Origin of the sequence: Alloactinosynnema sp. L-07 (genome assembly GCF_900070365.1) — a bacterium.
Lineage (GTDB): Bacteria > Actinomycetota > Actinomycetes > Mycobacteriales > Pseudonocardiaceae > Actinokineospora.
Genome location: NZ_LN850107.1, coordinates 4,059,927 through 4,084,623, shown reverse-complemented (window position 1 = coordinate 4,084,623; position 24,697 = coordinate 4,059,927). Strand labels below are relative to the sequence as shown.

Below are 24,697 nucleotides of genomic sequence, written 5' to 3'. Positions count from 1 at the left end.
TCCATGTTCGGCTGGAGAGGCCGTGGAACACGATCGGGATAAACAAAGCGGCGGTCCACCTGCGGATATTCTCCGCTGATAGACCGCCGCTACTGTTGTAGCCCCGACGGGATTTGAACCCGCGCTACCGCCTTGAGAGGGCGACGTCCTAGGCCGCTAGACGACGGGGCCAGGATCATTTTCTCTTGTCTTACTGCTGAAGAATCGTAGCAGATGCTCTGCGGACTCTTAGCGCTGGGGTACCAGGACTCGAACCTAGACTAACTGAACCAGAATCAGTCGTGCTGCCAATTACACCATACCCCAATGGCTATTCGATCAGCGTCTCCAGGATCGCTCCCGTTGCGCTGTTCGGCTGCCGGAGAAGATGTTAGACCACACCCCATGCCGGAGAGAAATCGGCCCCTACCCGCGTGGGCTCGGGACGCCCGAGGCGCTGGTCAGCGTTGGTGTTCGGTAGTCCGTCACCAGGAGTTCAGGCAGGTCGGCGAGGGTCTCGATCATCGGGACGTCGACGTCGGACCGCTGCGCGGCGCGGTTGAGCCAGACGCCGTGCAGGCCCGCGGCGCGGGCGGCGGCGGCGTCGAGGTCGAGGCGGTCGCCGACGTGGAGGGTTTGCGCTGGTGGGATGCCCAGCTGGCGGCAGGCGGCGTGGAAGATCGCCGGGTCGGGCTTGGCCACGCCCAGCTCGCCCGCGCTGACCACGACGTCGAAGTAGCGGGAGATGCCCTGGGCGGCCAGGCGGGCCCGCTGGTGCGGCGCTGAGGCATTCGTCACAGCGGCGATGGCGAAACCGGCGGCGCGCAGCCAATCGAGGCAGGGACGGGTGTCGGGGAACAGGCGCCAGGACAGGTTCATCCGGCTCAGCCTGCGTTCCTCCAGTTCGGCTACCGCGTCGTCGTCCAGAAGGACGCCCAGGTCGGCGAGGAAGGCCTTGGTGCGGGTGCGGCGCATGGTGGCGTGATCGAGTTCACCGGAGACCGCTTTGGCGCTGTACTCGTCGGTGACCCGCTGCCAGGCCTGCCACATGTCGTCGCGGCCGATCAATTCCGAAAGCGCTGATCTTGCCGAGCCGGTGTAATCGATCACAGTGTCGTCGATATCCAGGCAGATCGCGTGAATAACTGGCGGGCAGTGATCACGACTCAGCGCCGCCCGCGTAGACGAAGGCAGTGAAATAGACGCGAGCGCAGAAGTCATCCAGCGAGATTAGGTCGCCGATGTGGGTTTCCGATTCGTCTGAAACGGTGATGTTTCGACTACTGCCACGGTCAAGCACGAACGCCCCGCGATAGACCAGGAAAGGGCCTTATCGCGGGGCGTTCGCCATTCGTTACGGCAGTGCGGCGCGCAAACGGGTGAGGGTGCGGTCGCGGCCGAGCAGCTCCAGGGACTCGTAGAGCGGCGGCGAGACCGTGCGACCGGTCGCGGCCACCCGGACCGGCGCGAACGCCTTGCGCGGCTTGAGGCCCATGCCGTCGATGAGCGCCGCTTTGAGGGCGCCCTCGATGGCCGGTGTGGTCCACTCGTCCAGCGCCGCCAGCGCCTCGATGCTGGCGTCGAGGACCGGCTTGGCGTCGGCGCCCAAGGCCTTGGCCGCCGAGTCCGCCTCCGGCTCGAACTCACCCTCAGGGGTGAAAAGGAAGCGCACCATGGCCACCGCGTCCGACAGGACGATAAGCCGCTCCTGCACCATGGGCGCGATGGCGTCCACAGTGGCCAATTGCGCCCCGGTCGGCTCCGCGGGGAGCACGCCGGCGGAAATCAGATACGGCAGAACGCGGCGCACGAACTCCTCATGCGACAGAGCGCGCACGTGCTCGGCATTGATGGCCTCGGCCTTCTTCACGTCGAATCGGGCCGGATTCGAGCTGACCTTGCCGATGTCGAAAGCCTCGACCATCTCGGCCATGGTGAAGATGTCGCGGTCGTCGGCGATGGCCCAACCAAGCAATGCCAGATAGTTCAGCATTCCTTCCGGGACGAATCCGCGCTCGCGATAGGCGAAAAGGTTCGACTCGGGGTCGCGCTTGGACAGTTTCTTGTTGCCCTCGCCGCGCACGAGTGGCAGGTGACCGAAGTGGGGGGTGAATTCGGCGACGCCGACGCGCTGCAGTGCCTCGTAGAGCGCGATCTGCCGCGGGGTGGAGGGCAGCAGGTCCTCGCCGCGCAGCACGTGGGTGATCCGCATGAGAGCGTCGTCGACCGGGTTGACCAGGGTGTAGAGCGGCTGGCCGTTGGCGCGCACGAGCACCGGGTCCGGCACGCTGTCCGCGGGGAAGCTGATGTCGCCGCGGACGAGGTCGGTGAACGCGATGGCGCCGTCGGGCATGCGCAGCCGCAGCGTCGGCTCGCGACCCTCGGCCCGCAGCGCGGCACGTTCTTCGTCGGTGAGATTCCGGTCGAAGTTGTCGTAGCCGAGCTTGGGGTCCTGACCCGCTGCCTTACGGCGCGCGTCGACCTCTTCGTTGGTCGAGAACGACTCGTAGAGCTCGCCCGCCTCGGTCAGCTTGCGGATGACCTCGGCGTAGCGGTCGCCGCGCTGACTCTGCCGGTAGGGGCCGTAGTCGCCGCCGACCTCGGGACCCTCGTCCCAGTCGAGGCCCAACCACCGCAGCGCGTCGAGGAGGGCGTCATAGCTCTCCTCGGAGTCGCGGGCGGCGTCGGTGTCCTCGATGCGGAAGACGAGTTTGCCGCCGCTGTGCCGGGCGAAAGCCCAGTTGAACAGGGCGGTACGGATGAGCCCGACGTGCGGGGTGCCGGTCGGTGACGGGCAGAAGCGGGCTCGGACTGGGGTGTTCGCGTCTGGAGTGCTCATGGCCCGATCAGGGTATCCCTGCCGATCTCACTTGACCGAGCCGGCGCCCCGGTGCATCCTCAAGTTATTCAACCTGTGTTGAAAAGGGGAGACGTGATGGAGCGCACAACGGTGTGTGTCGTCGGGGGTGGACCGGCGGGGATGGTCCTGGGGCTACTACTGGCCAGGGCGGGGATCGAGGTGACGGTGCTGGAGAAGCACGCCGACTTCCTGCGCGACTTCCGGGGCGACACCGTCCACCCGCCGACCTTGGACCTGCTCGACGACCTCGGCCTCGGCCCGGCCTTCGACGCCCTGCCGCAGAGCCGCGTCGACAAGGTCCTGATCCCGTTCAAGGGCGGCGCGGTGACGGTCGGCGACCTGACCAGACTGCGCGGCCCGCGCAACTACATCGCGATGGTCCCGCAGTGGGACCTGCTCGACCTGCTGGCCAACGCCGCCAAAGCGGAGCCGACCTTCACGCTGCGGATGAGCACCGCCGCCACCGGCCTGACCCGCTCCGGCGACCGCGTCACCGGTGTCGAATACCGGACAAAGGACGGCACAACGGGCACCATCACCGCCGACCTCACCGTCGCCTGCGACGGCCGAACGTCACTCCTGCGGGCCGAGGCGGGCTTGCGCCCCACCTCCTACCCGACCCCCATGGACGTCTGGTGGTACCGCCTCCCGAAACACGAGGGCGACCCCAGCGGCATAGTCGGCCTCATCGGCGACCGCCGAGCAGCGGTGATGATCGACCGCCGCGACTACTGGCAAGTCGCCACCCTCATCCGCAAAGGCACCGACGCCGCCGCACGGCAAACCCCGGTCACCACCCTCATGCGAGACATGGTCGATTCCGCCCCCTGGCTGGCCGACCGCGCCGACGCGGTGTCGACCTGGGACGATGTCAAGGTCCTCGACGTCAAACTCGACCGCCTACGCCGCTGGCACACCAACGGCCTCCTCTGCATAGGCGACGCCGCCCACGCGATGTCCCCAGTCGGCGGGATCGGCATCAACTTGGCAGTCCAGGACGCCATCGCCACAGCCAGACTGCTGGCCGCGCCGCTGAAGCGCGGCAATTTGTCTACAAAGGACCTGGCAGCCGTCCGCCGCAGGCGCTTGATCCCGACCGTCGCGGTCCAAACCTTCCAACGAGTCGCACACGCGAAGGCTTTGAAGCCGGCGCTGGAGGGCAGGGTGAACATCGCCCAGTCAGTAGAGCCTCCGGCGCCCTTGCGGCTGATCACCCGACTCCCCTGGCTCAACCGCCTGCCGGCATTGCTGGTCGGCCGAGGCCTGTTCACAGAACCCACCCCCACCTGGGCAAAGCAACAGCCCTGAGGAGGTCTGAGGTGCCCCGTGGTTTCCGGGCAGGGACCCAATCGATCGCGCGAGTTGGACATGAATTCGGAGACACTGCGTAACTGGGTGCACAAATGTGAACAGGAGCACGGCAGCGGGACGGCGTCCGCCCGGCTGGCTCACGGGCCTTGATACGGATGGCATGGCGTGACCGGGAGTTGCTGTCGCGCGACTGAACGTCGCACTCCGCGTCCAGTTTTGGGGAGTGTCGGTGCGGCGGGGTAGAACCTCGGCATGCCTCCGTATGTCGCCGCATCGATGAGCTGGACCACGGCTAGGGTGTCGTTCCGTGGCTGACTCCTTCGCTCATCTTCACGTGCACACCGAGTACTCGATGCTCGACGGAGCGGCCAAGCTCAAGGACATGTTCGCCGAGTGCGAGCGCCTCGGCATGACCTCGGTGGCGATCACCGACCACGGCCACACCAACGGCATCTACGACTTCTTCAATCAGGCCAAAGGCGCGGGCATCAAGCCGATCCTGGGCATTGAGGCCTACCTCGCCCCCGCGTCCCGCTTCAGCAAGGACCGGGTGCGCTGGGGCGACCCCGGCCAGAAGTCCGACGACGTCTCCGGCAGCGGCGCCTACACCCACCAGACGATCTGGGCGCGCACCGACGAGGGCCTGCGCAACCTGATGAAGCTGTCGAGCCGGGCGTCCCTGGAGGGGCAGCTCGGCAAGTGGCCCCGGATGGACCGCGAGCTGATCGCCGAGCATTCCGGTGGGCTGATGGCGACCACCGGCTGTCCCTCCGGGGAGGTGCAGACCCGGCTGCGGCTCGGCCAGTTCGACGAGGCCGTCGAAGCCGCCGCCGCCTGGCGCGACATCTACGGCAAGGACAGCTTCTACGTCGAGCTGATGGACCACGGCATCGAGATCGAGAGCCGGGTCCGCGACGGCCTGGTCGACGTCGCCCGCAAGCTCGACATTCCCTTCGTGGTGACCAACGACTCGCACTACACCTACGCCGAGGAACGCGACTCGCACGACGCGCTGCTCTGTGTGCAGACCGCGAGCACGCTGCAGGACCCGACCCGCTTCCGCTTCGACGGCTCCGGCTACTACCTGAAGTCGCCCGACGAGATGCGCGCGGTCGACTCGTCCGACCCGTGGCAGGAGGGGTGTCGCAACACCCTGCTGATCGCCGAGAAGGTCGACACCACCGGGATGTTCGAGTTCCGGAACCTGATGCCGAAGTTCCCGATCCCCGAGGGCAAGACCGAGGACGAGTACTTCCGCGAGCAGGTCTGGGAAGGCATGCACCGCCGGTTCCCCAATGGCATCGACGACGAGCACAAGCGCCAGGTCGAGTTCGAGATCGGCGTCATCCTGCAGATGGGGTTCCCGGCGTACTTCCTCGTCGTGGCCGACCTCATCCAGTGGGCCAAGAACAACGGCATCCGGGTCGGCCCCGGCCGAGGGTCCGCCGCGGGCGCGCTGATCGCCTACGCGATGGGCATCACCGACCTCGACCCGCTGGCCCACGGCCTGATCTTCGAGCGGTTCCTCAACCCCGACCGCGTCAGCCCGCCCGACATCGACATCGACTTCGACGAACGTCGGCGCGGCGACGTCATCCGCTACACCACCGAGAAGTGGGGCGCGGACAAGGTCGCGCAGGTGATCACGTTCGGCACGATCAAGGCCAAGGCCGCGATCAAGGACTCCGCGCGCGTGCTGTTCGGCCAACCCGGCTTCGCCATCGCCGACAAGATCTCCAAGGTCTACCCGCCCGCGGTCATGGCCAAGGACATCCCGCTCAACAGCCTGTTCGACACTCAGCACAAGCGCTACGCCGAGGCCACCGAGATCCGCGAGCTCTACGGCAGCGACCCGCAGGTCAAGGAGATCATCGACACCGGCAAGGGCCTTGAGGGTCTGATCCGCAACGCCGGTGTACACGCCTGCGCGGTCATCCTCAGCGCCGAGCCGCTGATGGAGACGATCCCGCTGTGGAAGCGCCCGCAGGACGGGTCGATCATCACGCAGTTCGACTACCCGACGTGTGAGTCGCTCGGCCTGCTGAAGATGGACTTCCTCGGCCTGCGCAACCTGACGGTCATCGACGACGCGCTGGTCAACATCGAGCGCAACGGCAAGCCGGTGCCCGACCTGGAGACCCTCGGCCTCGACGACAAGCCCACCTACGAGTTGCTGTCGCGCGGCGACACGCTCGGGGTGTTCCAGCTCGACGGCGGGCCCATGCGCGACCTGCTGCGCCTTATGCGCCCCGACAACTTCGAGGACATCTCGGCGGTCGGCGCGCTCTACCGGCCGGGGCCGATGGGTGCCAAGTCCCACACGAACTACGCGCTGCGCAAGAACAAGCAGCAGGACATCACCCCGATTCACCCGTCGCTGGCGGAGGCGCTCGAAGACATCCTCGGCACAACCTATGGCCTGATCGTGTATCAGGAGCAGGTCATGGCGATCGCCCAGAAACTCGCGGGATACACGCTCGGACAAGCGGACTTGCTCCGCCGGGCCATGGGCAAGAAAAAGAAAGAGGTCCTGGACGCGGAATTCGTCAATTTCTCCGGCGGTATGGAGAAGAACGGATACCCGAAGGACGCGATCAAGACCCTGTGGGACATCCTCGTTCCCTTCGCCGACTACGCCTTCAACAAGGCGCATTCGGCCGCGTACGGACTGGTCTCCTACTGGACCGCCTATCTCAAGGCGAACTTCCCGGCCGAATACATGGCCGGACTGCTCACCAGCGTGCGCGACGACAAGGACAAGGCGGCGGTCTACCTCGCCGAGTGCCGCAAGATGGGCATCTCGGTGCTGCCGCCGGACGTCAACGAGTCGGAGAAGGACTTCGCCCCGGTCGGAAACGACATCCGCTTCGGCCTCGGCGCGATCCGCAACGTTGGAGCCAACGCCGTCGAGTCGATCATCAAGTCCCGCACGGAGAAGGGGGAGTTCACCGACTTCTCCGACTACCTGCGCAAGGTGGAGGCGGTGGCCTGCAACAAGAAGGTCGTCGAATCGCTGATCAAGGCGGGCGCCTTCGACTCGCTCAAGCACCCGCGCAAGGGCTTGTTCCTGATCCACACCGACGCCATCGACGCGGTGATGGACACCAAGAAAGCCGAGGCGGTCGGCCAGTTCGACCTGTTCGGCGCAGGCGGCGACGAGGAAGACAGCGTGACCAGTGTCTTCGACGTCCCCGTGCCCGACGAGTTCTGGGAGTCCAAGCACCAACTCGCGCTGGAGCGGGAGATGCTGGGGCTCTACGTGTCCGGCCACCCGCTCAACGGCGTCGAACACATCCTGACCTCGCAGTCGGACACGTCGATCGCCGCCATCCTGGAAGGCGGGATCGGCGACGGCACGCAGGTGGTGATCGGCGGCATCCTCGCCGCGGTCAACCGGCGGGTGAACCGCAACGGCGAGCCGTGGGCCTCGGCGATGCTGGAGGACCTGGCAGGCGGCATCGAGGTGCTGTTCTTCCCCAAGACGTACGCCGTGATCGGGATGGGCGTGCTGGAGGACGCGATCGTGCTGGTCAAGGCCAGGGTGGCCAAGCGCGACGACCGCACGTCGCTGATCGCCAACGACCTCGCCGTGCCCGACCTGAGCAACCACGCGGGCGCCCCGTTCCGGCTGAGCATGGCCGCGACGAAGTGCACGCCGCCGCTGGTCGCCCAACTCAAGGACGTCCTCGGCGCCCATCCCGGCACCACCGAGGTCCATCTGAAGCTGATCAACGGCCCGCGTCAGACCCTCCTCAAGCTCGACGACGCGCTGCGGGTCAGCCCGTCGCCGTCGCTGATGGGCGACTTGAAGGCGCTGCTCGGACCGGGCTGTCTCGCCTAGGTGATCACCTGAATGGGCTAATCCGCCGCATGGTCGAGCGGATGTGAGTACCGTGGATACCACGGGGTACGCTCAGGCTTTGGGGGATGGTTTCCTTGCTGGACAACGTGATCAGGCTCGACGACGCCTTCATGCAGGATCCGCACGCGCTCTACGAGCAGCTGCGCACCACCGGCCCGGTCCGGCCGATCGTGCTGCCGACGCGCTTGCACGCCTGGCTCGTCACCGACTACGCGGAAGCGCGCTCGGCGCTGGCGGACCCGACGCTGAGCAAGGACGTCGTTCGCGCGGGCGACCTGATCGAACGCCACCTCGACCCCGGCACGCAGCGGGCGACCTTCGCCACGAGCCTGTCCTCGCACATGCTCAACACCGACCCGCCCAACCACACCCGCCTGCGCAAGCTGGTCAACAAGGCGTTCACCGCGCGCGGCATCGACCACCTGCGCCCCCGAATCCAGGAGATCGCCGACGAATTCCTCGACGCGATGGCGGGGACCGAAGTGGTCGACCTGCTCGAAGTCTTCGCCTACCCGCTGCCCATCACGGTCATCTGCGAGGTGCTCGGCGTCCCGGTCTCCGATCGGGAGGACTTCCGCTCGTGGTCGGATACCCTGGTGTCCAACGACCGCAGCGAGCGGCTGACCGCCGCCGCCACGTCGATGCAGGGGTATCTCGTCCAGCTGATCGCGGCGAAGCGGGCCAATCCGGGTGCGGACCTGCTCAGCGAACTCATCCAGGCCAGCGACGACGACGACCGCCTCACCGGCGAGGAACTCGTCTCGATGGCGTTCCTGCTGCTGCTCGCGGGCCACGAGACCACGGTCAACCTGATCGGCAACGGCATCCTCACCCTGCTCACCCACCCCGACCAGCTGGCCGCACTGCGCGCGGACTTCTCCTTGCTCCCCAACACGATCGAGGAGCTGCTGCGCCACGAAGGCCCGGTCAGCATGGCGACGCTGCGCTTCACCACCGAGCCCCTGGTCCTGGGGGACACCGAGATCCCGGCGGGTGAGTTCATCCTGGTCGGCCTCGGCGCCGCCAACCGCGACCCGGCCCGCTTCCCCGACGCCGACCGCCTCGACATCACCCGCGATCCGGTGGGGCACCTGGCTTTCGGCCACGGCATCCACTACTGCGTCGGCGCGCCCCTGGCCCGACTGGAGGGCGAGATCGCCATCCGCTCCCTGCTGACCCGCTTCCCCGATCTCGCGCTGGCCCAAGCCACCCACACCTTGCGCTGGCGCGACAGCACCGTCATCCGCGGCCTGGAGCACCTCCACCTCCGCACCCGGTGACCGTCCTCATGGTTCGCGCCTGGCGAGGTACGCGGGCCAGTTCTCTGGAGCGGCGATCATGTGCACTGCGGGCGGGGCGGTGAGGCAATTGGCGCCACGCCAAGATTCGGGAATCCCCGCCCCACGGGCGTGGGTTGGGTACCGTGCCATGGGTGCGGGGGCAACTTGACCAGCGACAAAGCAGTGTGGTGACAGCGCGCCTCCGTGGCGTTCGGCCACATCTGCTGCTCGTGGTCGCCCTCGGCCCGATCCTCGGGATCGTCGCGACCTTCCTGCTCGACGGTTGGCTGCCCGGGCTCGGCATCCCCGCTCTCCTGCTGTTCGTGGGCGGCGCCTACTTCGCCGTCCACCGCTTCAAGCCCCGCCGCTGGCCCGTCGCCGCGGCGGTTCTCGGTGGTCTCGCGGGGGCCTATGTCGGGTCGCTGTGGCTGCCTTGGGTGACGGCCCCGTTGGCCGTCCTCGCCTTCGGGACGGCCGGTCACCTCCTGGCGAGCCGCGCGGGCAAGAAGATCCTCTGCCCCTACAGCGCCGACCTCGCCGACTCGGCGATCGAGGTGCCGTGGCCCGCGCGGGGGTCGCGGGGCCTGGAACTGCTGGTGGGGGCCAACCGGATCACACTGGTCGGCAGCCGCGGCAGGCTGCGCACGGTGCGGCCCGTCGTGGACCTCGGCTCGGTGGGGGCCGTCGAACAGGTGATGGTCGCGCGCCGGGCGACGCTGCACGTTCCCGGCGTGGGCGAGTTGAACGTGACGGTCACACCTGGGCCCGCCGTGCGGATCGCCGTGCCGCCCGGGGAGTGGATCCTGCCCACCGACCAGGGGCGTGACCTGGCTCGCCTGGTCGCCCGGCGCAAGGAGCTGGCCGGATAGCCTGCCTGGTGTGTCTCCAGAAGAGCTGATCGCACTCGACCGCGCACACGTCTGGCACCCCTACGGCCCGATGCCAGGCACGCAGGACCCTCTCGTCGTGCGTTCGGCCCAGGGCGTTCGGCTGACCTTGGCCGACGGGCGCGAGCTGGTCGACGGCATGTCGTCCTGGTGGGCGGCCATCCACGGCTACCGCAACCCCGTCCTCGACGCCGCGCTGGTCGAGCAGGCCGGGAAGATGAGCCACGTCATGTTCGGCGGACTCACCCACGAGCCCGCGGTCCGCCTGGCCGCCCGGTTGGTCGAGATCACCCCGGAGCCGCTCCAGCACGTGTTCCTGTGCGACTCGGGCTCGGTCGGGGTCGAGGTCGCGATCAAGATGTGCCTGCAGTACTGGCGGTCGACCGGCAACCCGGCGAAGACGAAGCTGCTGACCTGGCGCGGCGGCTACCACGGCGACACGTTCAACCCGATGAGCGTGTGTGACCCGGATGGCGGGATGCACTCTCTGTGGCGCGGGGTGCTGCCGGTGCAGGTGTTCGCCGATGCCCCGCCCGCCGAGTTCGACCATGACTACGTCGCGCATTTGGCGACTTTGATCGAGACTCATGCTGACGAACTCGCCGCGGTGATCGTCGAGCCGGTGGTTCAGGGTGCGGGCGGCATGCGTTTCCACGACCCGCGCTATCTGCATGTGCTGCGCGAGTTGTGTTTGACGCATGACGTGCTACTGATCTTTGACGAGATCGCTACGGGGTTTGGGCGGACTGGGGAGCTGTTCGCCGCTGATCACGCGGGAGTCAGTCCGGACGTGCTGTGTGTTGGAAAGGCGATGACTGGGGGATACCTCAGCATGGCTGCGACGTTGTGCACGGCGCGGGTCGCTGATGGGATTTCGCGGGGGGAGGTTCCGGTGTTGGCGCACGGGCCGACGTTCATGGGCAACCCGTTGGCGTCGGCCGTGGCACTGGCTTCGATTGATCTGCTGCTTGAGGGGGACTGGCGGGGGACGGTCAAACGGATCGAGGCGGAGCTGACCGCGGGCCTGACTCCGGCGCGTGATCTTGCTGGTGTTCAGGATGTTCGGGTTTTGGGGGCTATCGGGGTGATCCAGCTTGATCATCCGGTGGATATGAGAGCGGCCACTGAGGCCGCTGTGCGGGCAGGCGTATGGCTGCGGCCGTTCCGGGACTTGATTTACACGATGCCGCCGTTTGTCAGTGGCACTGATGATGTTGCTTTGATTTGTGCGGGAGCGATCGCGGCGGCGACTGTGGGGTAGTTGCCTGGCGCCGTGGGTGCCTGTCTGGTGTTCGCCTTGTTAGGCGACTGGAACGCCTAGGGCGTCGGCTAGTTCGGTGTTGGTCGGCTCTATCAACACTGTTCCGTCTGGCAGGACTATCACCGGGATGTTCTTGCGTCCGCCCGCGATCTCTACCGCCAGGTCCCGGGCCGTGTCGTCATGCTCGACGTCGATCTCGGTGAAGGGGACGGTGTTGGCCCGCAGCCAGGACTTGGCTCGGCGGCAGTCGCCGCACCAGTCGGCGCTGTAGATGAGGACGTCGTTGCTCACGGTTCGACCATATCCAGAGTGTTGGGGTGTGGCGGCCATAACCAATTGCCAGGTCTAACCTGCACCACGTGAGTGTTCTTGTGATCACCGGGACCGGCACGGGCGTCGGCAAGACCGTCGTCACGGCTGGGGTCGCCGCGCTCGCGTTGGCACTCCGGCGGCGGGTGGCCGTGCTCAAGCCCGCACAGACAGGTGTCGCCGCGCATGAGCCGGGCGACCTCGATGACGTGCGCAGACTCGCCGGAGCAGTGACCACCCGCGAGTTGCGTCGGTTCCCCGACCCGTTGGCCCCCGACACCGCCGCGCGGCGGGTGGGGATGCCCCCGGTGCGGCCGTCGGAGGTCGCGCAGGCGGTCGGTGAGCTCGCGGTGACCCATGACCTGGTGCTGGTCGAGGGCGCGGGCGGGCTGCTGGTCCGGTTCGACCCCGATGGGGGCACGCTCGCCGATGTGGCCTGGTCGCTGGCCGCGCCGACGCTGATCGTGGCCGAGGCCGGGTTGGGTACGCTCAACGCCACCGCGCTGACCGCCGAGGCACTCGACCGGCGGGGGATCACCTGCGCCGGGGTCGTGGTCGGGTCGTGGCCCGCCGAGCCTGATCTCGCCGCCCTGCTCAACCTCGACGATCTCCCCTCGGTCGCGGGCGCACCCCTGGTAGGGGTGTTCCCTGCGGGTGCCGGAGCGCTCGACCCGGACGAGTTCGCCCAGGTCGCACGCAGGTCGCTGGCTCCGTCCCTGGGCGGGGAGTTCGACGTCAAGGAGTTCGTCGAGCAGGTCTCCAGCGGCGCGTGAGCGACATCGCAGCCGGGCTCGTCCGCCATGAGGCAGACTTGCCCGGACCGGAACCACGAGGAGGCACCAGTGACGGCAACCGCCGAGCACACGCAGGACAGCTCGATCGCAGGCGACATCCTCGCCGTCGCCCGGGACCAGGTGCTTGAGCGCGGCGAAGGGTTGTCCGAGGAGCAGGTGCTCCAGGTCCTGCGCCTGGGTGACGACCGGCTCGACGATCTGCTCGCGCTGGCCCACGACGTCCGGATGAAGTGGTGTGGCCCGGAGGTCGAGGTCGAGGGCATCGTCAGCGTCAAGACCGGCGGCTGCCCCGAGGACTGTCACTTCTGCTCGCAGTCGGGCCGCTTCCCGACCCCCGTGCGCTCCGCGTGGCTGGACATCCCCGGCCTGGTCGAGGCCGCCCGCCAGACCGCCGAGACGGGTGCCACCGAGTTCTGCATCGTCGCCGCCGTGCGCGGGCCCGACGCCCGCCTGCTCTCGCAGGTGCGCGAGGGCATCAAGGCGATCCGAGAGTCGGGCAACGACATCCAGATCGCCTGCTCGCTCGGCATGCTCACCCAGGAGCAGGTCGACGAGCTGGTCGCGATGGGCGTGCACCGCTACAACCACAACCTCGAGACGGCCAAGTCGCACTTCCCGAACGTCGTCACCACCCACTCGTGGGAAGAGCGCTGGGACACCCTGCGGATGGTGCGCGAGGCGGGCATGGAGGTCTGCTCCGGCGGCATCATCGGCATGGGCGAGACCTACGAGCAGCGCGCCGAGTTCGCGGTGCAGCTGGCCGAGCTGGACCCGCACGAGGTCCCGATGAACTTCCTCATTCCGCAGCCCGGCACCCCGTACGAGAAGTACGACCCGATCGAGGGCAAGGACGCGCTGCGCGTCGTCGCCGCGTTCCGGCTGGCCCTGCCGCGCACGATGCTGCGCTTCGCGGGCGGCCGGGAGCTGACCCTGGGCGACCTGGGCGCGGAGAAGGGCATGCTCGGCGGCGTCAACGCGATCATCGTCGGCAACTACCTGACCAACCTGGGCCGCCCCGCCCAGCAGGACCTCGACATGCTCGCCGACCTCAAGATGCCCATCAAGGCGCTGAGCGACTCGCTGTGACCATGTTCTGTGTGCACTGCGGACGGCCGCCCGCGGACGGGGACCACACCCCGTGCCAGGGCGGCCGGGCCGCGTTGGAGCCACCCAGGTTCTGCGGCGAGTGCGCCAGGCGGATGGTCGTGCAGGTGACGCCGAGCGGGTGGTCGGCGCGCTGCAGCAGGCACGGGGAGACGACCAGCGCGAACGGGCCCGTGCTGACCGACTAGTCTCGCGGGGAAGTACAACGCGAGTTGGAGGTCGTCGGGTGCCCGAACCCACGGAGTCAGAGGTCGAGACCCCCGTGTCCGAGGCAGCCGTCCGCGTCGAGACCCCGCCGCCGCCCGTGTTCCCGCTGTGGCACCAGCCGCGGCCGAAGGTCCGGATCAAGGCCGATCTGCTGCCCGCGGTGAGCATCGCGTCGTTCATCGCGCTGTTCGGCATGGCGATCGGCTGGCTGTGGTCCCGGCTCGCCCCGGCGCAGCTCGTCGTGGTGGCCGAGGGCGGCAAGCTGATCCCGCTGCGCGCCGAGAGCTACCACCGGTTCGACGATCTTGTCCTGTTCGTGCTGCTCGGCCTCGGCGCGGGCGTCGTCACCGGCGCGGGCGTGTGGATGCTGCGCGAGCGGCGCGGGCCGGTGATCATGATCGCGGCCGTGGTCGGCTCGGGCCTGGCCGCGTGGCTGGCCATGCAGGTCGGCGTCTCCTGGGCCGAAGCCCGCTTCGTCGTGGAGGCCGCGCCGAAGATCGGCGACGTGCTGCCGGTCGCCCCACGTTTGGAATCGCGATGGGTCGTGGTCGGCTGGCCGCTGGGCGCCGCCCTGGCCTACGGATTCGCCGCGGCGTGGAATGGTCGCGACGATCTGGGCCGCAGGCTCGGCTGAGAAATCCGCACATAGTTCACTCGTACCAGTCACCGCTGGACCATTGCGCGTAATGGGTTTGCGCCGTCATCGCCGTTCCCATTTATCCGGCTAATTCTGTGTATGCACCGACCCGAATGAGTGTCGTCACCGTTGGTGATCGAGCATGCAGAATTACTAGGCCGGCCAGGGCTTCCGTTCACCTGTAAAGATCAATCCGGGTTGTCCGGATTGGTCTGAATTGTCGACGCAGGGTGGTCTTGTCGGCGGTGTCTCGATTCAGTCGATCACTCCGATGGAGGTTTGGCGTGGGCGGATTTCGTAGCTAATGTTCTGCCGCAACGGGCCGGGAATTCTCCCCCGGACGCGGTCCTCAATGTCGATTAACAATGTCGTTATTCGCCGAACTCGTTGTCGGCCGTGAATTGTCGGGAGAATGATGTCTGACGCGTCCGCAGGTCATTTATGGCCCGGTGATTCCGCCGCGGCGCTTTCGTGGCAAGGGGTGGCCACCGGCTACCGCGACCTGCGGTCCGAGGTCGCCAGGGCAGCCGAACTGCTGGCCGAACTGCCGGGCGACGAGCCGGTGGCGCTCATTCCGCACAAGTCGCCCGCGGGTCTCGCCTTGGTCGCCGCGTGCACGCGTATCGAACGGCCCTGTCTGCTGTTGCCGGTCGATCTTGGCGCGCGGAGTCGCGCGGCCCTGCTCGACCAGGCCGGATGCCGATTCCTGCTGCGCGCGGACGCCCGCACCGTCGAGGAGGTCGGGGCGCCCGCTGCGGTGCCGGACCTCGACGGGGTCGGCTTGCTGCTGACCACCTCCGGATCGACCGGGACGCCCAAGATCGTCCCCCTGCCGCGCCGCGCGACGGCGGCGTTCATCGACTGGGCCGCCACGGAGTTCGGCATCGGGCCGGGCACGGTGGTGTTCAGCTACGCCCCGCTGAACTTCGACCTCAGCCTGCTCGACGTGTGGACCACATTGGCCAAGGGCGGACACGTCGTACTGGCCGAACAGGACCGTGCGGTGGACGGGAAATACCTGCTCAGCGTCTTCACTGAGGCCGCCGTCGAGGTCGTCCAGGCCGTCCCGCTGTTCTTCCGCCTGCTGCTCGACGCCGCCGACGGCCGACGCTTCCCCGCCGTGCGCGAACTGGTCACGACCGGCGAGGCGATGCCGCCCGCGCTGGCCGCGCGGCTGCCCGACGCGTTCCCCAACGCCCGCCTCCGCAACGTCTACGGGTCCACGGAGACCAACGACAGCTTTATCCACGACATCGACCCGGTCAGCGGGCTGGCCACCCCGATCGGCACACCGATCGCCGGGGTGCGGGCGCTGGTCGTCCGCGATGGCCAGGTGCTCACCGGGGCGGGCGCGGGGGAGTTGTGGACCGCGACGCCGTTCCAGTCCGGCCGCTACCTCGACCCCGCGCTCACCGCCCGCAGTTGGGTCGAGGCCCCGGCGGGCGCGGGAACCTACTTCCGGACCGGCGACAACGTGACCCGCGACGCCGACGGCGTGCTGCGGCTCGACGGCCGGTCCGACTTCCAGGTCAAGGTCCGGGGCGTGCGGACGAACCTGCTCGAGGTCGAACACATCGTCACCGCGCACCCCGCGGTCCACGAGGCGGTCGTGCTCGGCCTGCCAGACGACGTGGCGGGCCACCGGCTGCACGCGGTGGTCCGGCTGTGTCCGGACGCCACGCTCAACAGCGTCCAGCTGCGACAACACTGCGCGGCCCGGCTTCCCCGGACGGCTATTCCGTCCACTATGGACATCGTGGTCGACCCGTTCCCGGCCAGTCCCAACGGGAAGGTCGACCGCGCGGCAATACAGGCATCGGCGCGTGAAGGAGTTCGAGAACATGTCGCGGCTCGCTGAGATAAAACGGTTCGTGCTGGCCGAGTTCGCCCCCGATGTCGGGGCCGACGAACTGGCCGATGACTTCGACCTGCTCGACAACGGCGTCGTCGACAGCCTCGGGCTGCTCCGACTCATCGCCTGGGTTGGCTTGCGCTACGACATCCCGGTCGAGGAGGTCGACCTGACGCCGGACAACTTCCGGTCGGTCGACGCCATCGACGATTTCGTCGGTTCCCACATCCCCGAGTTGATCCAGGAGGGCTTGAGATGATCGTGCGTGCCAGGTCCGAGGTGAAATGCGTCGACTGGGGCAACGGTCTGAGCTACCGCTTCCTGCTGGGTGCCGACGCGATGGGCTTCACGGTCGCGCACACGGTGGTGCGGGCCAACACCAAGTCCCGCCTGCAGTACCGAATGCACCTGGAGGCCTGCTACTGCATCGCGGGCGCGGGCGAGGTGCAGACCCCGGACGGCCGCTCGTACCGGATCGAGCCGGGCGTGCTCTACGCGCTCGACCAGCACGACGCCCACTTCCTGATCGCCGACGCGGGCGCGGACCTCGAGCTGATCAGCATCTTCAACCCGCCCCTGCGCGGCGACGAGCGGCACAACCTGGATGCCGACGGGTTCTCCCAGTACTGATCGGGCGAGGAGCATGTGGTGATCGACTGGAACGACGAGCAGCGCGCGCTGCGCAAGACCATCGTCGATCTCGGCGAGAAGCTGGGCGCCGGTCACATCGAACGGGACCAGGCGGGCGAGTTCGACCAGTCCGCCTGGGACCTCGTGCGCGACACCGGACTGCTCGGGCTGCCGTTCGACCCGGCCTTCGGCGGGCTGGGCGCGGACCTGCTGACCACGATGTACGTCCTGGAGGGACTCGGCGAGAGCTGCCGCGACGGCGGGTTCAACTTCTCGGTGTCGACCCACATGGTCAGCACCGGCGTGGCCCTGCAGCGGTACGGCTCGGCCGCGCTCAAGGCCAAGTACCTGCCGATGGTGTGCGACGGCTCGGCGATCGGCGCGCACGCCATCACCGAGCCCGACGCCGGGTCGGACATGATGGCGATGCGCACCACGGCGAAGGCCGACGGCGATGTCTTCGTCCTCAACGGCAGCAAGGCGTTCGTGAGCAACGGCCCGATCGCCGGGCTGTACGTGGTCTACACGCTGACCGGGAAGCCGGGCAGTCCCGCGGCGATCACGGCCCTGCTCGTCGAGCGGGACACCCCTGGCCTGCACGTGGGCAAGCCGGTCGCCAAGATGGGCCTACGGACCTCGCCGTTGTGTGAGCTGTTCTTCGACGACTGCCGGGTCCCGCGCGAGAACGCGGTCGGCGGGGTCGGATCCGGCTTCCTGGTGCTCGACCACGTGATGAAATGGGAGATCCTGGCCTCGTTCGTCATCAACGCAGGCGAGATGCAGCACCGCTTCCAGTCCTGTGTGGACTACGCCAAGGAGCGTGCGCAGTTCGGTAAGCCGATCGGCTCGTTCCAGTCCGTGTCCAACAAGATCGTCGACATGAAGGTCGGCGTCGAGACCTCCCGCAAGTGGCTCTACGACACCGCGGCGAAGCTCGTCCGGCGGGAGAACGTCACCACCGACATCGCCATCACCAAGCTGGTGGTGAGTGAGGCGAACGTCGCCTCGGCGATGGCCGCGGTGCAGATCCACGGCGGCTACGGCTACCTGGCCGAGTACGGGATGGAGAAGGAACTGCGCAACGCGGTGGCGGGCCCGATCTACTCGGGCACCTCCGAAGTCCAACGCCAGCGCATCGCGGCGATGGTCGGCCTGTGAACCACGGAGAGGAAGCATGATCGAGTCCACTGCCCAGGTCACCGACGACGACCTGCGGGAGACCGAGTTCCTGGACTTCACCAGCCCGGTGGTCCAGGCGTTCACCGAGAAGGCACTGCGCAAGAAGGGCGACCCGACCGGCGAGATCGAGCGCGCCGTCGCCCTGTACTACGCGGTGCGGGACGGTCTGCACTACGAGGTCTACGGGGCCGACGCGGCCCGCGGCGCGTTCCAGGCGAGCGCGATCATCCAGCGCGGCATGGGTTTCTGCGTGCACAAGTCGATCGTGTACGCCGCGGCCGTGCGCGCGCTGGGCATCCCCAGCCGCATCGTCTACGGCGACGTCCGCAACCACCTGTCCTCACCGCGGCTGCGTGAACTCGTCGGCGGGGACGTCTTCTGCTTCCACAGCCTCGTCTCGGTCTTCCTCGGCGGCGACTGGGTGAAGGCCACGCCCGTGTTCAACAAGCTGCTCTGCCACGTCTACCGGATCGCCCCGCTGGACTTCGACGGCCGCGCGGACAGCCTCTACCACCCGTACGACGAAGAGGGCCGTCAGCACATGGAGTTCCTGCGGATGCGCGGCGAGTTCGCCGACTTCCCCTACGAGACCGTCGTCGCGGGCATCAGCCAGGCCCATCCGCTGCTGTTCCAGTCCGAGGGATCGCTCGCCACCGAAGCCGTTCGCTAGTAACACACTAAGGACGAAGCACATGATCGATCCGATCAAGTACGAACTCGTCGAGTCGGAGATCCCCCGCACCTGGCTCAACCCGGCCGCCGACATCGGCGAGGTGGCCCCCATCATCGACCCGGTGACGCGCGAGCCGGTGGGCTTCGACGGGCTGGCCAGGACGATGGCGCCGCCGCTGGTCGAGCAGGAACTGAGCAGCGCCGACGAGTTCGAGATCCCCGAGCCGGTCCGCCAGCACTACGCCAAGTGGCGCTGCACCCCGCTCTACCGCGCCCGTGCGCTGGAGCAGGCGCTGGGCACGCCCGCCCGGATCTACTACAAGTACGAGGGCGTCGCGCCCACCGGCAGCTTCAAGCCCAACACCGCGATCCCGCAGGCGTACTACAACAAGCTCGCGGGCAAGACCGGCCTGGTCGGCGAGACGGGCGCGGGCCAGTGGGGCAGCGCGGTGGCGCTGGCCGCGGCCTTGTTCGGCATGGAAGCCAAGGTCTTCATGGTCAAGGTCAGCTTCGAGCAGAAGCCCTACCGGCGCACCCTGATGGAGACCTACGGGGCGACCTGCTCGGCCAGCCCCAGCACCGAGACCGAGGCGGGCCGCACGATCCTGGGCGAACGGCCCGACCACCCCGGCAGCCTCGGCACCGCCAAGTCGGAGGCGCTGCAGTTCGCCTTCGCCAACCCGGACTACGGCTACACCAGAGGCAGCGCGCTCAACCACGTGTGCGCCCACCAGTCGGTCATCGGCCAGGAAGCCATCAAGCAGATGGAGCTCGCCGACGACTACCCCGACATCGTCGTCGGCGCCGCGGGCGGCGGCAGCAACCTGGCAGGCCTGGCCTTCCCCTTCCTGCGCAACCAGTTGCGCGGCGGTCCGGAGCTGCGGCTCATCGCCGTCGAGCCCGCCGCCTGCCCGACGCTGACCCGCGGCCGCATCGCCTACGACCACGCCGATTCGCAGGGTCTGACGCCGCTGTTCCGCATGCACACCCTGGGGCACAAGTTCGTCCCGCCCGCCTTCCACGCGGGCGGCCTGCGCGCGCACAACATCGCCCCGCTGATCAGCCGCGCCGTCGAGGACAAGCTGATGGAGGCGGTCTCGGTGCGGCAGAACGACTGCTTCGAGGCGGGCGTGCTGTTCGCCAGGACCGAAGGCATCGTGCCCGCCCCCGAGTCGACGCACGCGATCCGCGGCGCCATCGACGAGGCCATCCGCTGCCGCGAGGACGGCACCAGCAAGGCCATCCTGCTCGGCCTGTCCGGCCACGGGGACTTCGATCTCGTGGCCTACCAGCGCTACCTTGCCGGTGAACTGCCCGACGACGCGCTGTCCGACGACGCCCTCGACTTCGGGCTGGCCAGCATCCCCGCCCCCGCCCACGTTTAAGGACCGCAGAAGATGAGTCGTGTCAACCTGATGCTGTTCCTGCTGCTCGCCGCGATCTGGGGCGCCAGCTACACGTTCATCAAGGTCGCCGTCGGCGGCCTGACCCCGGCTCAACTGGTGTTGGTGCGGGTGGTGCTGGGCGCCGCTGTGCTCTACTCGGTGCTGCGGTTCACCGGCGGCAGGCTCCCGAAGGTGCCCGCGGTGTGGGGACACATCGCTGTCACCGCGGTTCTCGGCATGGTCGCGCCGTTTCTGTTGCTGGCGTGGGGTGAACAGCGCACCACCGCGGCGATGGCGGGCGTGCTCATCGCGGCGACCCCGCTGCTGACCCTGGCCGCGTCGACGGTCGCGCTCAACACCGAACGGGCCACGTGGCGCAAGATCGTGGGCTTCGGCCTCGGCTTCGTCGGTGTTGTCATCGTGATCAAGCCGTGGGCCGAGGACGGGGAACTGGGTTCGCTGCCCGGCCAGTTGGCCGTACTCGCCGCGGCGGCGTGCTATGCCGCGCAGACGGTGTATGTGCGGAAGATGTTGTCGCAGAAGGGGATCCCACCACTGGTCTCGTCCACCACGCAGGTGATCGCGGCCAGTATCCTGCAGGCGGCCATCACACCGTTCTTCCCCTGGCAGACCCCGGATCTGCGCGTGTCGGTCGTGGTCAGCATCGTGCTCCTCGGTGTGGTCGGCACCGGCCTCGCGTACCTGATCTACTTCCGACTCATCACCGACGCCGGAGCCGCCACCGCGTCCTCGGTCAACTACCTGGTGCCGGTCACCGCCGTGGCGATCAGCGTCGGCCTGCTTGGCGAGCCGATCACCTGGAACATGATCGTCGGCACGCTTGTCGTCCTCGCCGCGCTCGCTTTCGCCGAGAACCGGCTGGCCACCAAGCCTTCCACCGCCGAACCCGCCAAGGTCACCGCCGAATAGGGAGGACCGATGCTCACCGACAGCTGGGGCTGGCGCGCCGCGTTCGGCATCCTGGTGATCGACCACGATCCGGTGGCGGAGGCGGAGTTCTGGGCCATGGCACCGGCCGGGGTCGCGGTGAACGCGGCCCGCTTCGCCAGCCCGCGCAGGCCGGGAACCTCGGAGTACGGCGACCAGGCGCGGGTGGTGGCCGAGTCCCCGGATATCGCCCGCGGCCTGGACTGCTTCGGCGGAATGCGACTCGACGCGATCTGCGTGTGCTTCACCACCAGCAGCTTCCTCGGTGGAGCGGAGTTCGACAAAGCCTTCGCGGAGCAGGCAAGCGTTCGCGCCCAGGGCATCCCCGCGCTGACGGCCGCCCAGGCGACCGTCGCGGCCATGGACGCGGTGGGCATGACGGCGCCGTACGTCCTGGTGCCACCTTGGTTCAAGGACGAGATAGTCGCCGCAGGGCGGGAGTACCTGACAGCGGCCGGTTTCCCGCCGGTCGCCATGGACCGGTTGGACGTCGGCGGAGACCTGCGACCATGGGAACTGTGGGACGCGGGCGCACAGTGGGAGGTGCGCCCGGAACAGGTCTACCACCAGATCCGCCGCGCGATTCCAGCAGGCGCCGACGGCGTGGTGATCGCGGGCAACGGCCTGCGGTGCGTCGACACCATCGGGCCGTTGGAGGCCGATCTGGGACTGCCGGTGGTCACGTCGAACCAGGCGTGCCTGTGGCACTGCCTGCGCACCGCGCGGGTGGATCCGGCGGCCGTCCTCGGTTACGGGCGACTGTTCACGGCGTAGTCCCTGGCGAAGTCGGACACCGAGTACGCGGGCCTGCCCACCACCCGGGGCACGGTGTCCGACACGGGCAACTCCAGCCGCCCGTCGGCCACCTTGATCAGCGCCTCAGCGAGAAACTCGCCGTATTCGGTGGCGAACCCACGGCCGCGCAACAGATCGACGAACTCCGCACCCGACACCGGGACATAGCGCATCGGAACATCCAGCGCGTCCGCCAACGCCTCGGCGACGACGTGGTGGTCGACGGCCGCGGGCCCGGTGACCGGCAGCACCCCTTCCGGCCCACCCGCCGCCATAGCCGCCACCGCGACCGCCGCGACATCCCGCGTGTCGACGAACGGGATCAGCCCATCACCAGCGGGCAGCCGCAACTCGCCCGTCTCAAGCATGCCCTTGAACGACCCCACGGTGAAGTTGTCCAGAAACCACGTCGGCCGCACCATCGTCGACCGGACGGGAAGCCCGGCGAGAGTCCGCTCGGCGACCTTGGTGGGATCGTCGTCGGGCGCATGATCGACATCGACGGTCGACAGCAGCGCGATCCGCGGAACCCCAGCCCGCACCGCCGCCTCAATCACCTCAGGCGCACGCTCGGGCGCGCCCGGATGGTTGAACGGAATGAGGATGTAGGCCGCATCGCTACCCGCGAACGCAGGCTCCCAAGTACCCGGATCGTCCCACTCGAACGGCACCCACTCCCCAGCCGCCGCAGGCCGCCGACCAGCGGCCCGCACCGTCCACCCTCGCTCAACGGCCTGCTGGACGACGTGCCGACCGGTCTTGCCGGTAGGCCCCATGACGGTGACAAGTCGATCTTCCACACCTGACGGTACCAAGTGGCATCCTGGAACGATGCGAGCAGAACCATGGGCCGACCCGGACACGATCCGCTGGATCATCGACGAATGTCAGACCTGGGCCATCGTGGGATTGGCGGACAACCCCTCGCGCGCCGCACACGGAGTAGCCAAATTCCTCCAGCGAAAGGGAAAACGAATCGTCCCAGTACACCCCTCAGCGGAAACCGTCTGGGGTGAACAGGGCTATGCCTCCCTGGCCGACATCCCCTTCGAGGTCGACTGCGTGGATGTCTTCCGCCGCACCGACGCCGCGCCTGCCTTCGCGGACCAAGCCGTCACCATCGGAGCAAAGGCCGTCTGGTTCCAACTGAACGTCATCGACCAGCCCGCCTACGAACGCACAACCGCCGCAGGCCTACGCATGGTCATGGACCGCTGCCCAGCAATCGAATGGTAGAAAGCCGCACCCGCTCACCTTCACCCGACGGTGCGGACCTAATAATCAGTTCAAACTGTACGGAGAGCTGAACTCCGAAGGCGGCGCGGGAACAGCGCGCAGAGTAGACAACAACCCAGCCTCCCGACTCAACAACTCACCAACGAGCCGAAGCCGATGCAACGGCCGAGCCTCCTCCAAAATCCGCTGCTTATCGGTCATCGTCAACAAACAATCAGCCGCCAGCGCATGCGCCAACTCGCACACATCGGTATCGACAGGCGGCTCACTCCAATCCTCAGGCTGCCAAGCCGCCTCGCAATACCGCCGATGAGCCGACCGAGCGGCTTCGGCGAGCTCGGCCACCGAAGCCGCCGGAGCCCCTTGCTGAGGCACGTCAGGCACCCACTCCACCGACCCGATCAGATACGGCGCGCTGGAAGCGTCGATATCCAGCAGCCGGAACCGAAGCTCCCCAGTGCTGATGATGTCGAACCGCCCATCAGGCAGCCGCTTGGCCTGCCGCAACGCCGCCGAACACCCAATCTCCTGAAGCTGGGACAGGTCAGTGATCTCATGCCCGGAAGACGGCCGCATCGCGATCACGCCGAACCGCCGGTCCGGCACCGTCCCGGTCACCAGGTCAACCGTCAACTGCCGATACCGAGGCTCGAAGATGTGCAGGGGCAGGTTCGCTCCGGGCAGCAGTACTGCCTGCAGGGGAAACAGCGGGAGCGAGTCGGCCACGGGCATCACGCTACGACGAAGCGGGGCCGTCCGCTGTCCGGTGAGTCACGGTTAGTTCGGTCGGCCTAGCGCTTGGTCACCGGCTGGTGGCCTCAGGACGGCGAACGGATCGGTGACAGCCATTCGGGTGTCGGCGAATCGGAACTGGGCCGCGGGCCTGCCGCCCGCGCGTCCTGGCCGGGCTGTCTCACCGGTCGGGACCAGCAGACCACGGCGGGCCAGCACCCGCTGCAGGTTCGTCGCCGACACGCGATAGCCCAACGCCGCCGAGTAGAGCTCACGCAGTTCGGAGATGGTGAACGCGGGCGGCGCCAAGGCGAAGCCGATGTTCGTGTACGACAGCTTCGAGCGCAGCCGGTGCTGGGCACGCACGGCGATGGTCTCGTGGTCGAAGGCTGTCGCGGGCAGGCCGTCGAGGGAATGCCACTCCGTGTCCGGCGGCAGCTCCGGGTCCAGGTGGGACGGCACCAGACACAGGAACGCGGTCGCGATGACCCGCGGACTGGGGACCCGGTCCGGCGCGCTGAAAACGGCTACCTGCTCGACGTGAGAGACCTTTCGCACATCGACCTTCTCGGCCAGCTGGCGCCGGATCGAGGCCTCGACATCCTCCTCCGCGTGCAGCCTGCCGCCGGGCAGTGCCCAACGGTGCGCGTGCGGTTCCATGGCCCGTTCCCACAGCACCACCTGTAGTGATCCCGCTCTCACCTGGAGTACCGCCGCGAGTACTTCGTGAGCGATGCCCGGTGAAGCGGTGGTAGCATCTGTCATGTTTTCGATCCT

At 67.9% G+C, this 24,697-nt stretch carries 24 protein-coding genes and 2 tRNA genes; 18 read left to right on the top strand and 8 right to left on the bottom strand.

The genetic code is table 11. The annotated features are described in order from the left end of the window. Nucleotides 1–98: 98 nt before the first annotated feature. From BN1701_RS18100 to gltX, 4 genes are all read right to left on the bottom strand, one after another. Nucleotides 99–171: transfer RNA gene (locus BN1701_RS18100), tRNA-Glu, on the bottom strand. 63 nt (nt 172–234) lie between these two features. Beyond that, nucleotides 235–306, bottom strand: a tRNA-Gln gene (locus BN1701_RS18095). Between the two features lie 99 nt (nt 307–405). Beyond that, nucleotides 406–1,200 (bottom strand): HAD family hydrolase, encoded by a 795-nt coding sequence (locus tag BN1701_RS18090; RefSeq protein ID WP_082859919.1) that lies wholly within the window; start codon nt 1,198–1,200, stop codon nt 406–408. A 133-nt stretch (nt 1,201–1,333) separates the two neighbouring features. Next, a complete protein-coding gene (gene gltX, locus BN1701_RS18085; protein ID WP_054050394.1) occupies nt 1,334–2,818 on the bottom strand; it encodes a glutamate--tRNA ligase in 1,485 nt (494 codons plus the stop codon). A gap of 96 nt (nt 2,819–2,914) precedes the next feature. Here gltX and BN1701_RS18080 point away from each other — a divergent pair, with 96 nt between their 5' ends. The 5 genes from BN1701_RS18080 to BN1701_RS18060 all read left to right on the top strand — a co-directional run bounded on the left by BN1701_RS18080 (nt 2,915) and on the right by BN1701_RS18060 (nt 11,440). Continuing rightward, entirely contained in the window at nt 2,915–4,147 is a 1,233-nt protein-coding gene (locus BN1701_RS18080) for an FAD-dependent oxidoreductase (protein ID WP_054050392.1), read from the top strand. A gap of 310 nt (nt 4,148–4,457) precedes the next feature. Continuing rightward, entirely contained in the window at nt 4,458–7,991 is a 3,534-nt protein-coding gene (dnaE, locus tag BN1701_RS18075) for a DNA polymerase III subunit alpha (RefSeq protein ID WP_054050390.1), read from the top strand. Between the two features lie 86 nt (nt 7,992–8,077). After that, nucleotides 8,078–9,292: a cytochrome P450 gene (locus BN1701_RS18070; protein WP_054050388.1), complete on the top strand. Its 1,215-nt coding sequence runs from the start codon at nt 8,078–8,080 to the stop codon at nt 9,290–9,292. A 188-nt stretch (nt 9,293–9,480) separates the two neighbouring features. After that, nucleotides 9,481–10,161 (top strand): hypothetical protein, encoded by a 681-nt coding sequence (locus BN1701_RS18065; RefSeq protein WP_157368053.1) that lies wholly within the window; start codon nt 9,481–9,483, stop codon nt 10,159–10,161. Between the two features lie 10 nt (nt 10,162–10,171). Continuing rightward, the gene (locus tag BN1701_RS18060) at nt 10,172–11,440 is read left to right on the top strand and encodes an adenosylmethionine--8-amino-7-oxononanoate transaminase (protein ID WP_157368052.1); all 1,269 of its coding nucleotides are present in this window, start codon (nt 10,172–10,174) and stop codon (nt 11,438–11,440) included. A 39-nt stretch (nt 11,441–11,479) separates the two neighbouring features. Here the strand turns inward: BN1701_RS18060 and BN1701_RS18055 are convergent, their stop codons facing one another. Next, the gene (locus tag BN1701_RS18055) at nt 11,480–11,731 is read right to left on the bottom strand and encodes a glutaredoxin domain-containing protein (protein ID WP_231949639.1); all 252 of its coding nucleotides are present in this window, start codon (nt 11,729–11,731) and stop codon (nt 11,480–11,482) included. Between the two features lie 68 nt (nt 11,732–11,799). Here BN1701_RS18055 and bioD point away from each other — a divergent pair, with 68 nt between their 5' ends. From bioD to BN1701_RS17995, 12 genes are all read left to right on the top strand, one after another. After that, nucleotides 11,800–12,522, top strand: a complete 723-nt coding sequence (gene bioD / locus BN1701_RS18050) for a dethiobiotin synthase (RefSeq protein ID WP_054050380.1) — start codon at nt 11,800–11,802, stop codon at nt 12,520–12,522. 69 nt (nt 12,523–12,591) lie between these two features. After that, the gene (bioB, locus tag BN1701_RS18045) at nt 12,592–13,629 is read left to right on the top strand and encodes a biotin synthase BioB (RefSeq protein ID WP_054050378.1); all 1,038 of its coding nucleotides are present in this window, start codon (nt 12,592–12,594) and stop codon (nt 13,627–13,629) included. 2 nt (nt 13,630–13,631) lie between these two features. Further along, the gene (locus BN1701_RS37370) at nt 13,632–13,835 is read left to right on the top strand and encodes a hypothetical protein (protein WP_054055952.1); all 204 of its coding nucleotides are present in this window, start codon (nt 13,632–13,634) and stop codon (nt 13,833–13,835) included. A gap of 38 nt (nt 13,836–13,873) precedes the next feature. Then, a complete protein-coding gene (locus BN1701_RS18035) occupies nt 13,874–14,488 on the top strand; it encodes a DUF2567 domain-containing protein (RefSeq protein WP_054050377.1) in 615 nt (204 codons plus the stop codon). A 418-nt stretch (nt 14,489–14,906) separates the two neighbouring features. Further along, entirely contained in the window at nt 14,907–16,349 is a 1,443-nt protein-coding gene (locus tag BN1701_RS18030; RefSeq protein WP_082859917.1) for an AMP-binding protein, read from the top strand. Further along, entirely contained in the window at nt 16,333–16,602 is a 270-nt protein-coding gene (locus tag BN1701_RS18025; RefSeq protein WP_054050373.1) for a hypothetical protein, read from the top strand. Before BN1701_RS18030 ends, BN1701_RS18025 begins: the two co-directional genes overlap by 17 nt. Next, nucleotides 16,599–16,973, top strand: coding sequence for an ectoine synthase (locus tag BN1701_RS18020; RefSeq protein WP_054050371.1), 375 nt, complete (start codon nt 16,599–16,601; stop codon nt 16,971–16,973). The genes BN1701_RS18025 and BN1701_RS18020 overlap by 4 nt, the downstream gene beginning before the upstream one ends. Nucleotides 16,974–16,991: 18 nt before the next feature. After that, a complete protein-coding gene (locus BN1701_RS18015; RefSeq protein WP_054055951.1) occupies nt 16,992–18,131 on the top strand; it encodes an acyl-CoA dehydrogenase family protein in 1,140 nt (379 codons plus the stop codon). A gap of 16 nt (nt 18,132–18,147) precedes the next feature. Beyond that, the gene (locus BN1701_RS18010; protein ID WP_054050369.1) at nt 18,148–18,822 is read left to right on the top strand and encodes a transglutaminase family protein; all 675 of its coding nucleotides are present in this window, start codon (nt 18,148–18,150) and stop codon (nt 18,820–18,822) included. A gap of 22 nt (nt 18,823–18,844) precedes the next feature. Continuing rightward, a complete protein-coding gene (locus BN1701_RS18005; protein ID WP_054050367.1) occupies nt 18,845–20,209 on the top strand; it encodes a TrpB-like pyridoxal phosphate-dependent enzyme in 1,365 nt (454 codons plus the stop codon). A gap of 12 nt (nt 20,210–20,221) precedes the next feature. Next, entirely contained in the window at nt 20,222–21,139 is a 918-nt protein-coding gene (locus BN1701_RS18000; protein WP_054050365.1) for a DMT family transporter, read from the top strand. A 9-nt stretch (nt 21,140–21,148) separates the two neighbouring features. After that, nucleotides 21,149–21,931 (top strand): hypothetical protein, encoded by a 783-nt coding sequence (locus tag BN1701_RS17995; protein ID WP_054050363.1) that lies wholly within the window; start codon nt 21,149–21,151, stop codon nt 21,929–21,931. Here the strand turns inward: BN1701_RS17995 and BN1701_RS17990 are convergent. Then, nucleotides 21,907–22,752: an NAD(P)H-binding protein gene (locus BN1701_RS17990; RefSeq protein WP_172803277.1), complete on the bottom strand. Its 846-nt coding sequence runs from the start codon at nt 22,750–22,752 to the stop codon at nt 21,907–21,909. The two genes, BN1701_RS17995 and BN1701_RS17990, sit on opposite strands and share 25 nt — an antisense overlap. A gap of 31 nt (nt 22,753–22,783) precedes the next feature. Between BN1701_RS17990 and BN1701_RS17985 the strand changes: the two genes are divergently transcribed. Further along, nucleotides 22,784–23,188 (top strand): CoA-binding protein, encoded by a 405-nt coding sequence (locus tag BN1701_RS17985; RefSeq protein WP_054050359.1) that lies wholly within the window; start codon nt 22,784–22,786, stop codon nt 23,186–23,188. Between the two features lie 45 nt (nt 23,189–23,233). Here BN1701_RS17985 and BN1701_RS17980 read toward each other — a convergent pair whose 3' ends face one another. Both BN1701_RS17980 and BN1701_RS17975 read right to left on the bottom strand, forming a co-directional pair. Beyond that, nucleotides 23,234–23,920: an LON peptidase substrate-binding domain-containing protein gene (locus BN1701_RS17980; protein ID WP_054050357.1), complete on the bottom strand. Its 687-nt coding sequence runs from the start codon at nt 23,918–23,920 to the stop codon at nt 23,234–23,236. 45 nt (nt 23,921–23,965) lie between these two features. Next, entirely contained in the window at nt 23,966–24,685 is a 720-nt protein-coding gene (locus BN1701_RS17975) for an NUDIX domain-containing protein (RefSeq protein WP_082859915.1), read from the bottom strand. Nucleotides 24,686–24,697 lie beyond the last annotated feature (12 nt).

What these genes read in the sequence shown, in the direction of transcription:
- BN1701_RS18090 (WP_082859919.1), bottom strand. Translation starts at nt 1,200, where the DNA reads ATGACTTCTGCGCTCGCGTCTATTTCACTGCCTTCGTCTACGCGGGCG.
- gltX (WP_054050394.1), bottom strand. Translation starts at nt 2,818, where the DNA reads ATGAGCACTCCAGACGCGAACACCCCAGTCCGAGCCCGCTTCTGCCCG.
- BN1701_RS18080 (WP_054050392.1), top strand. Translation starts at nt 2,915, where the DNA reads ATGGAGCGCACAACGGTGTGTGTCGTCGGGGGTGGACCGGCGGGGATG.
- BN1701_RS18070 (WP_054050388.1), top strand. Translation starts at nt 8,078, where the DNA reads ATGGTTTCCTTGCTGGACAACGTGATCAGGCTCGACGACGCCTTCATG.
- BN1701_RS37370 (WP_054055952.1), top strand. Translation starts at nt 13,632, where the DNA reads ATGTTCTGTGTGCACTGCGGACGGCCGCCCGCGGACGGGGACCACACC.
- BN1701_RS18030 (WP_082859917.1), top strand. Translation starts at nt 14,907, where the DNA reads ATGTCTGACGCGTCCGCAGGTCATTTATGGCCCGGTGATTCCGCCGCG.
- BN1701_RS18025 (WP_054050373.1), top strand. Translation starts at nt 16,333, where the DNA reads ATGTCGCGGCTCGCTGAGATAAAACGGTTCGTGCTGGCCGAGTTCGCC.
- BN1701_RS18020 (WP_054050371.1), top strand. Translation starts at nt 16,599, where the DNA reads ATGATCGTGCGTGCCAGGTCCGAGGTGAAATGCGTCGACTGGGGCAAC.
- BN1701_RS18010 (WP_054050369.1), top strand. Translation starts at nt 18,148, where the DNA reads ATGATCGAGTCCACTGCCCAGGTCACCGACGACGACCTGCGGGAGACC.
- BN1701_RS18005 (WP_054050367.1), top strand. Translation starts at nt 18,845, where the DNA reads ATGATCGATCCGATCAAGTACGAACTCGTCGAGTCGGAGATCCCCCGC.
- BN1701_RS18000 (WP_054050365.1), top strand. Translation starts at nt 20,222, where the DNA reads ATGAGTCGTGTCAACCTGATGCTGTTCCTGCTGCTCGCCGCGATCTGG.
- BN1701_RS17995 (WP_054050363.1), top strand. Translation starts at nt 21,149, where the DNA reads ATGCTCACCGACAGCTGGGGCTGGCGCGCCGCGTTCGGCATCCTGGTG.
- BN1701_RS17985 (WP_054050359.1), top strand. Translation starts at nt 22,784, where the DNA reads ATGCGAGCAGAACCATGGGCCGACCCGGACACGATCCGCTGGATCATC.
- BN1701_RS17980 (WP_054050357.1), bottom strand. Translation starts at nt 23,920, where the DNA reads ATGCCCGTGGCCGACTCGCTCCCGCTGTTTCCCCTGCAGGCAGTACTG.
- BN1701_RS17975 (WP_082859915.1), bottom strand. Translation starts at nt 24,685, where the DNA reads ATGACAGATGCTACCACCGCTTCACCGGGCATCGCTCACGAAGTACTC.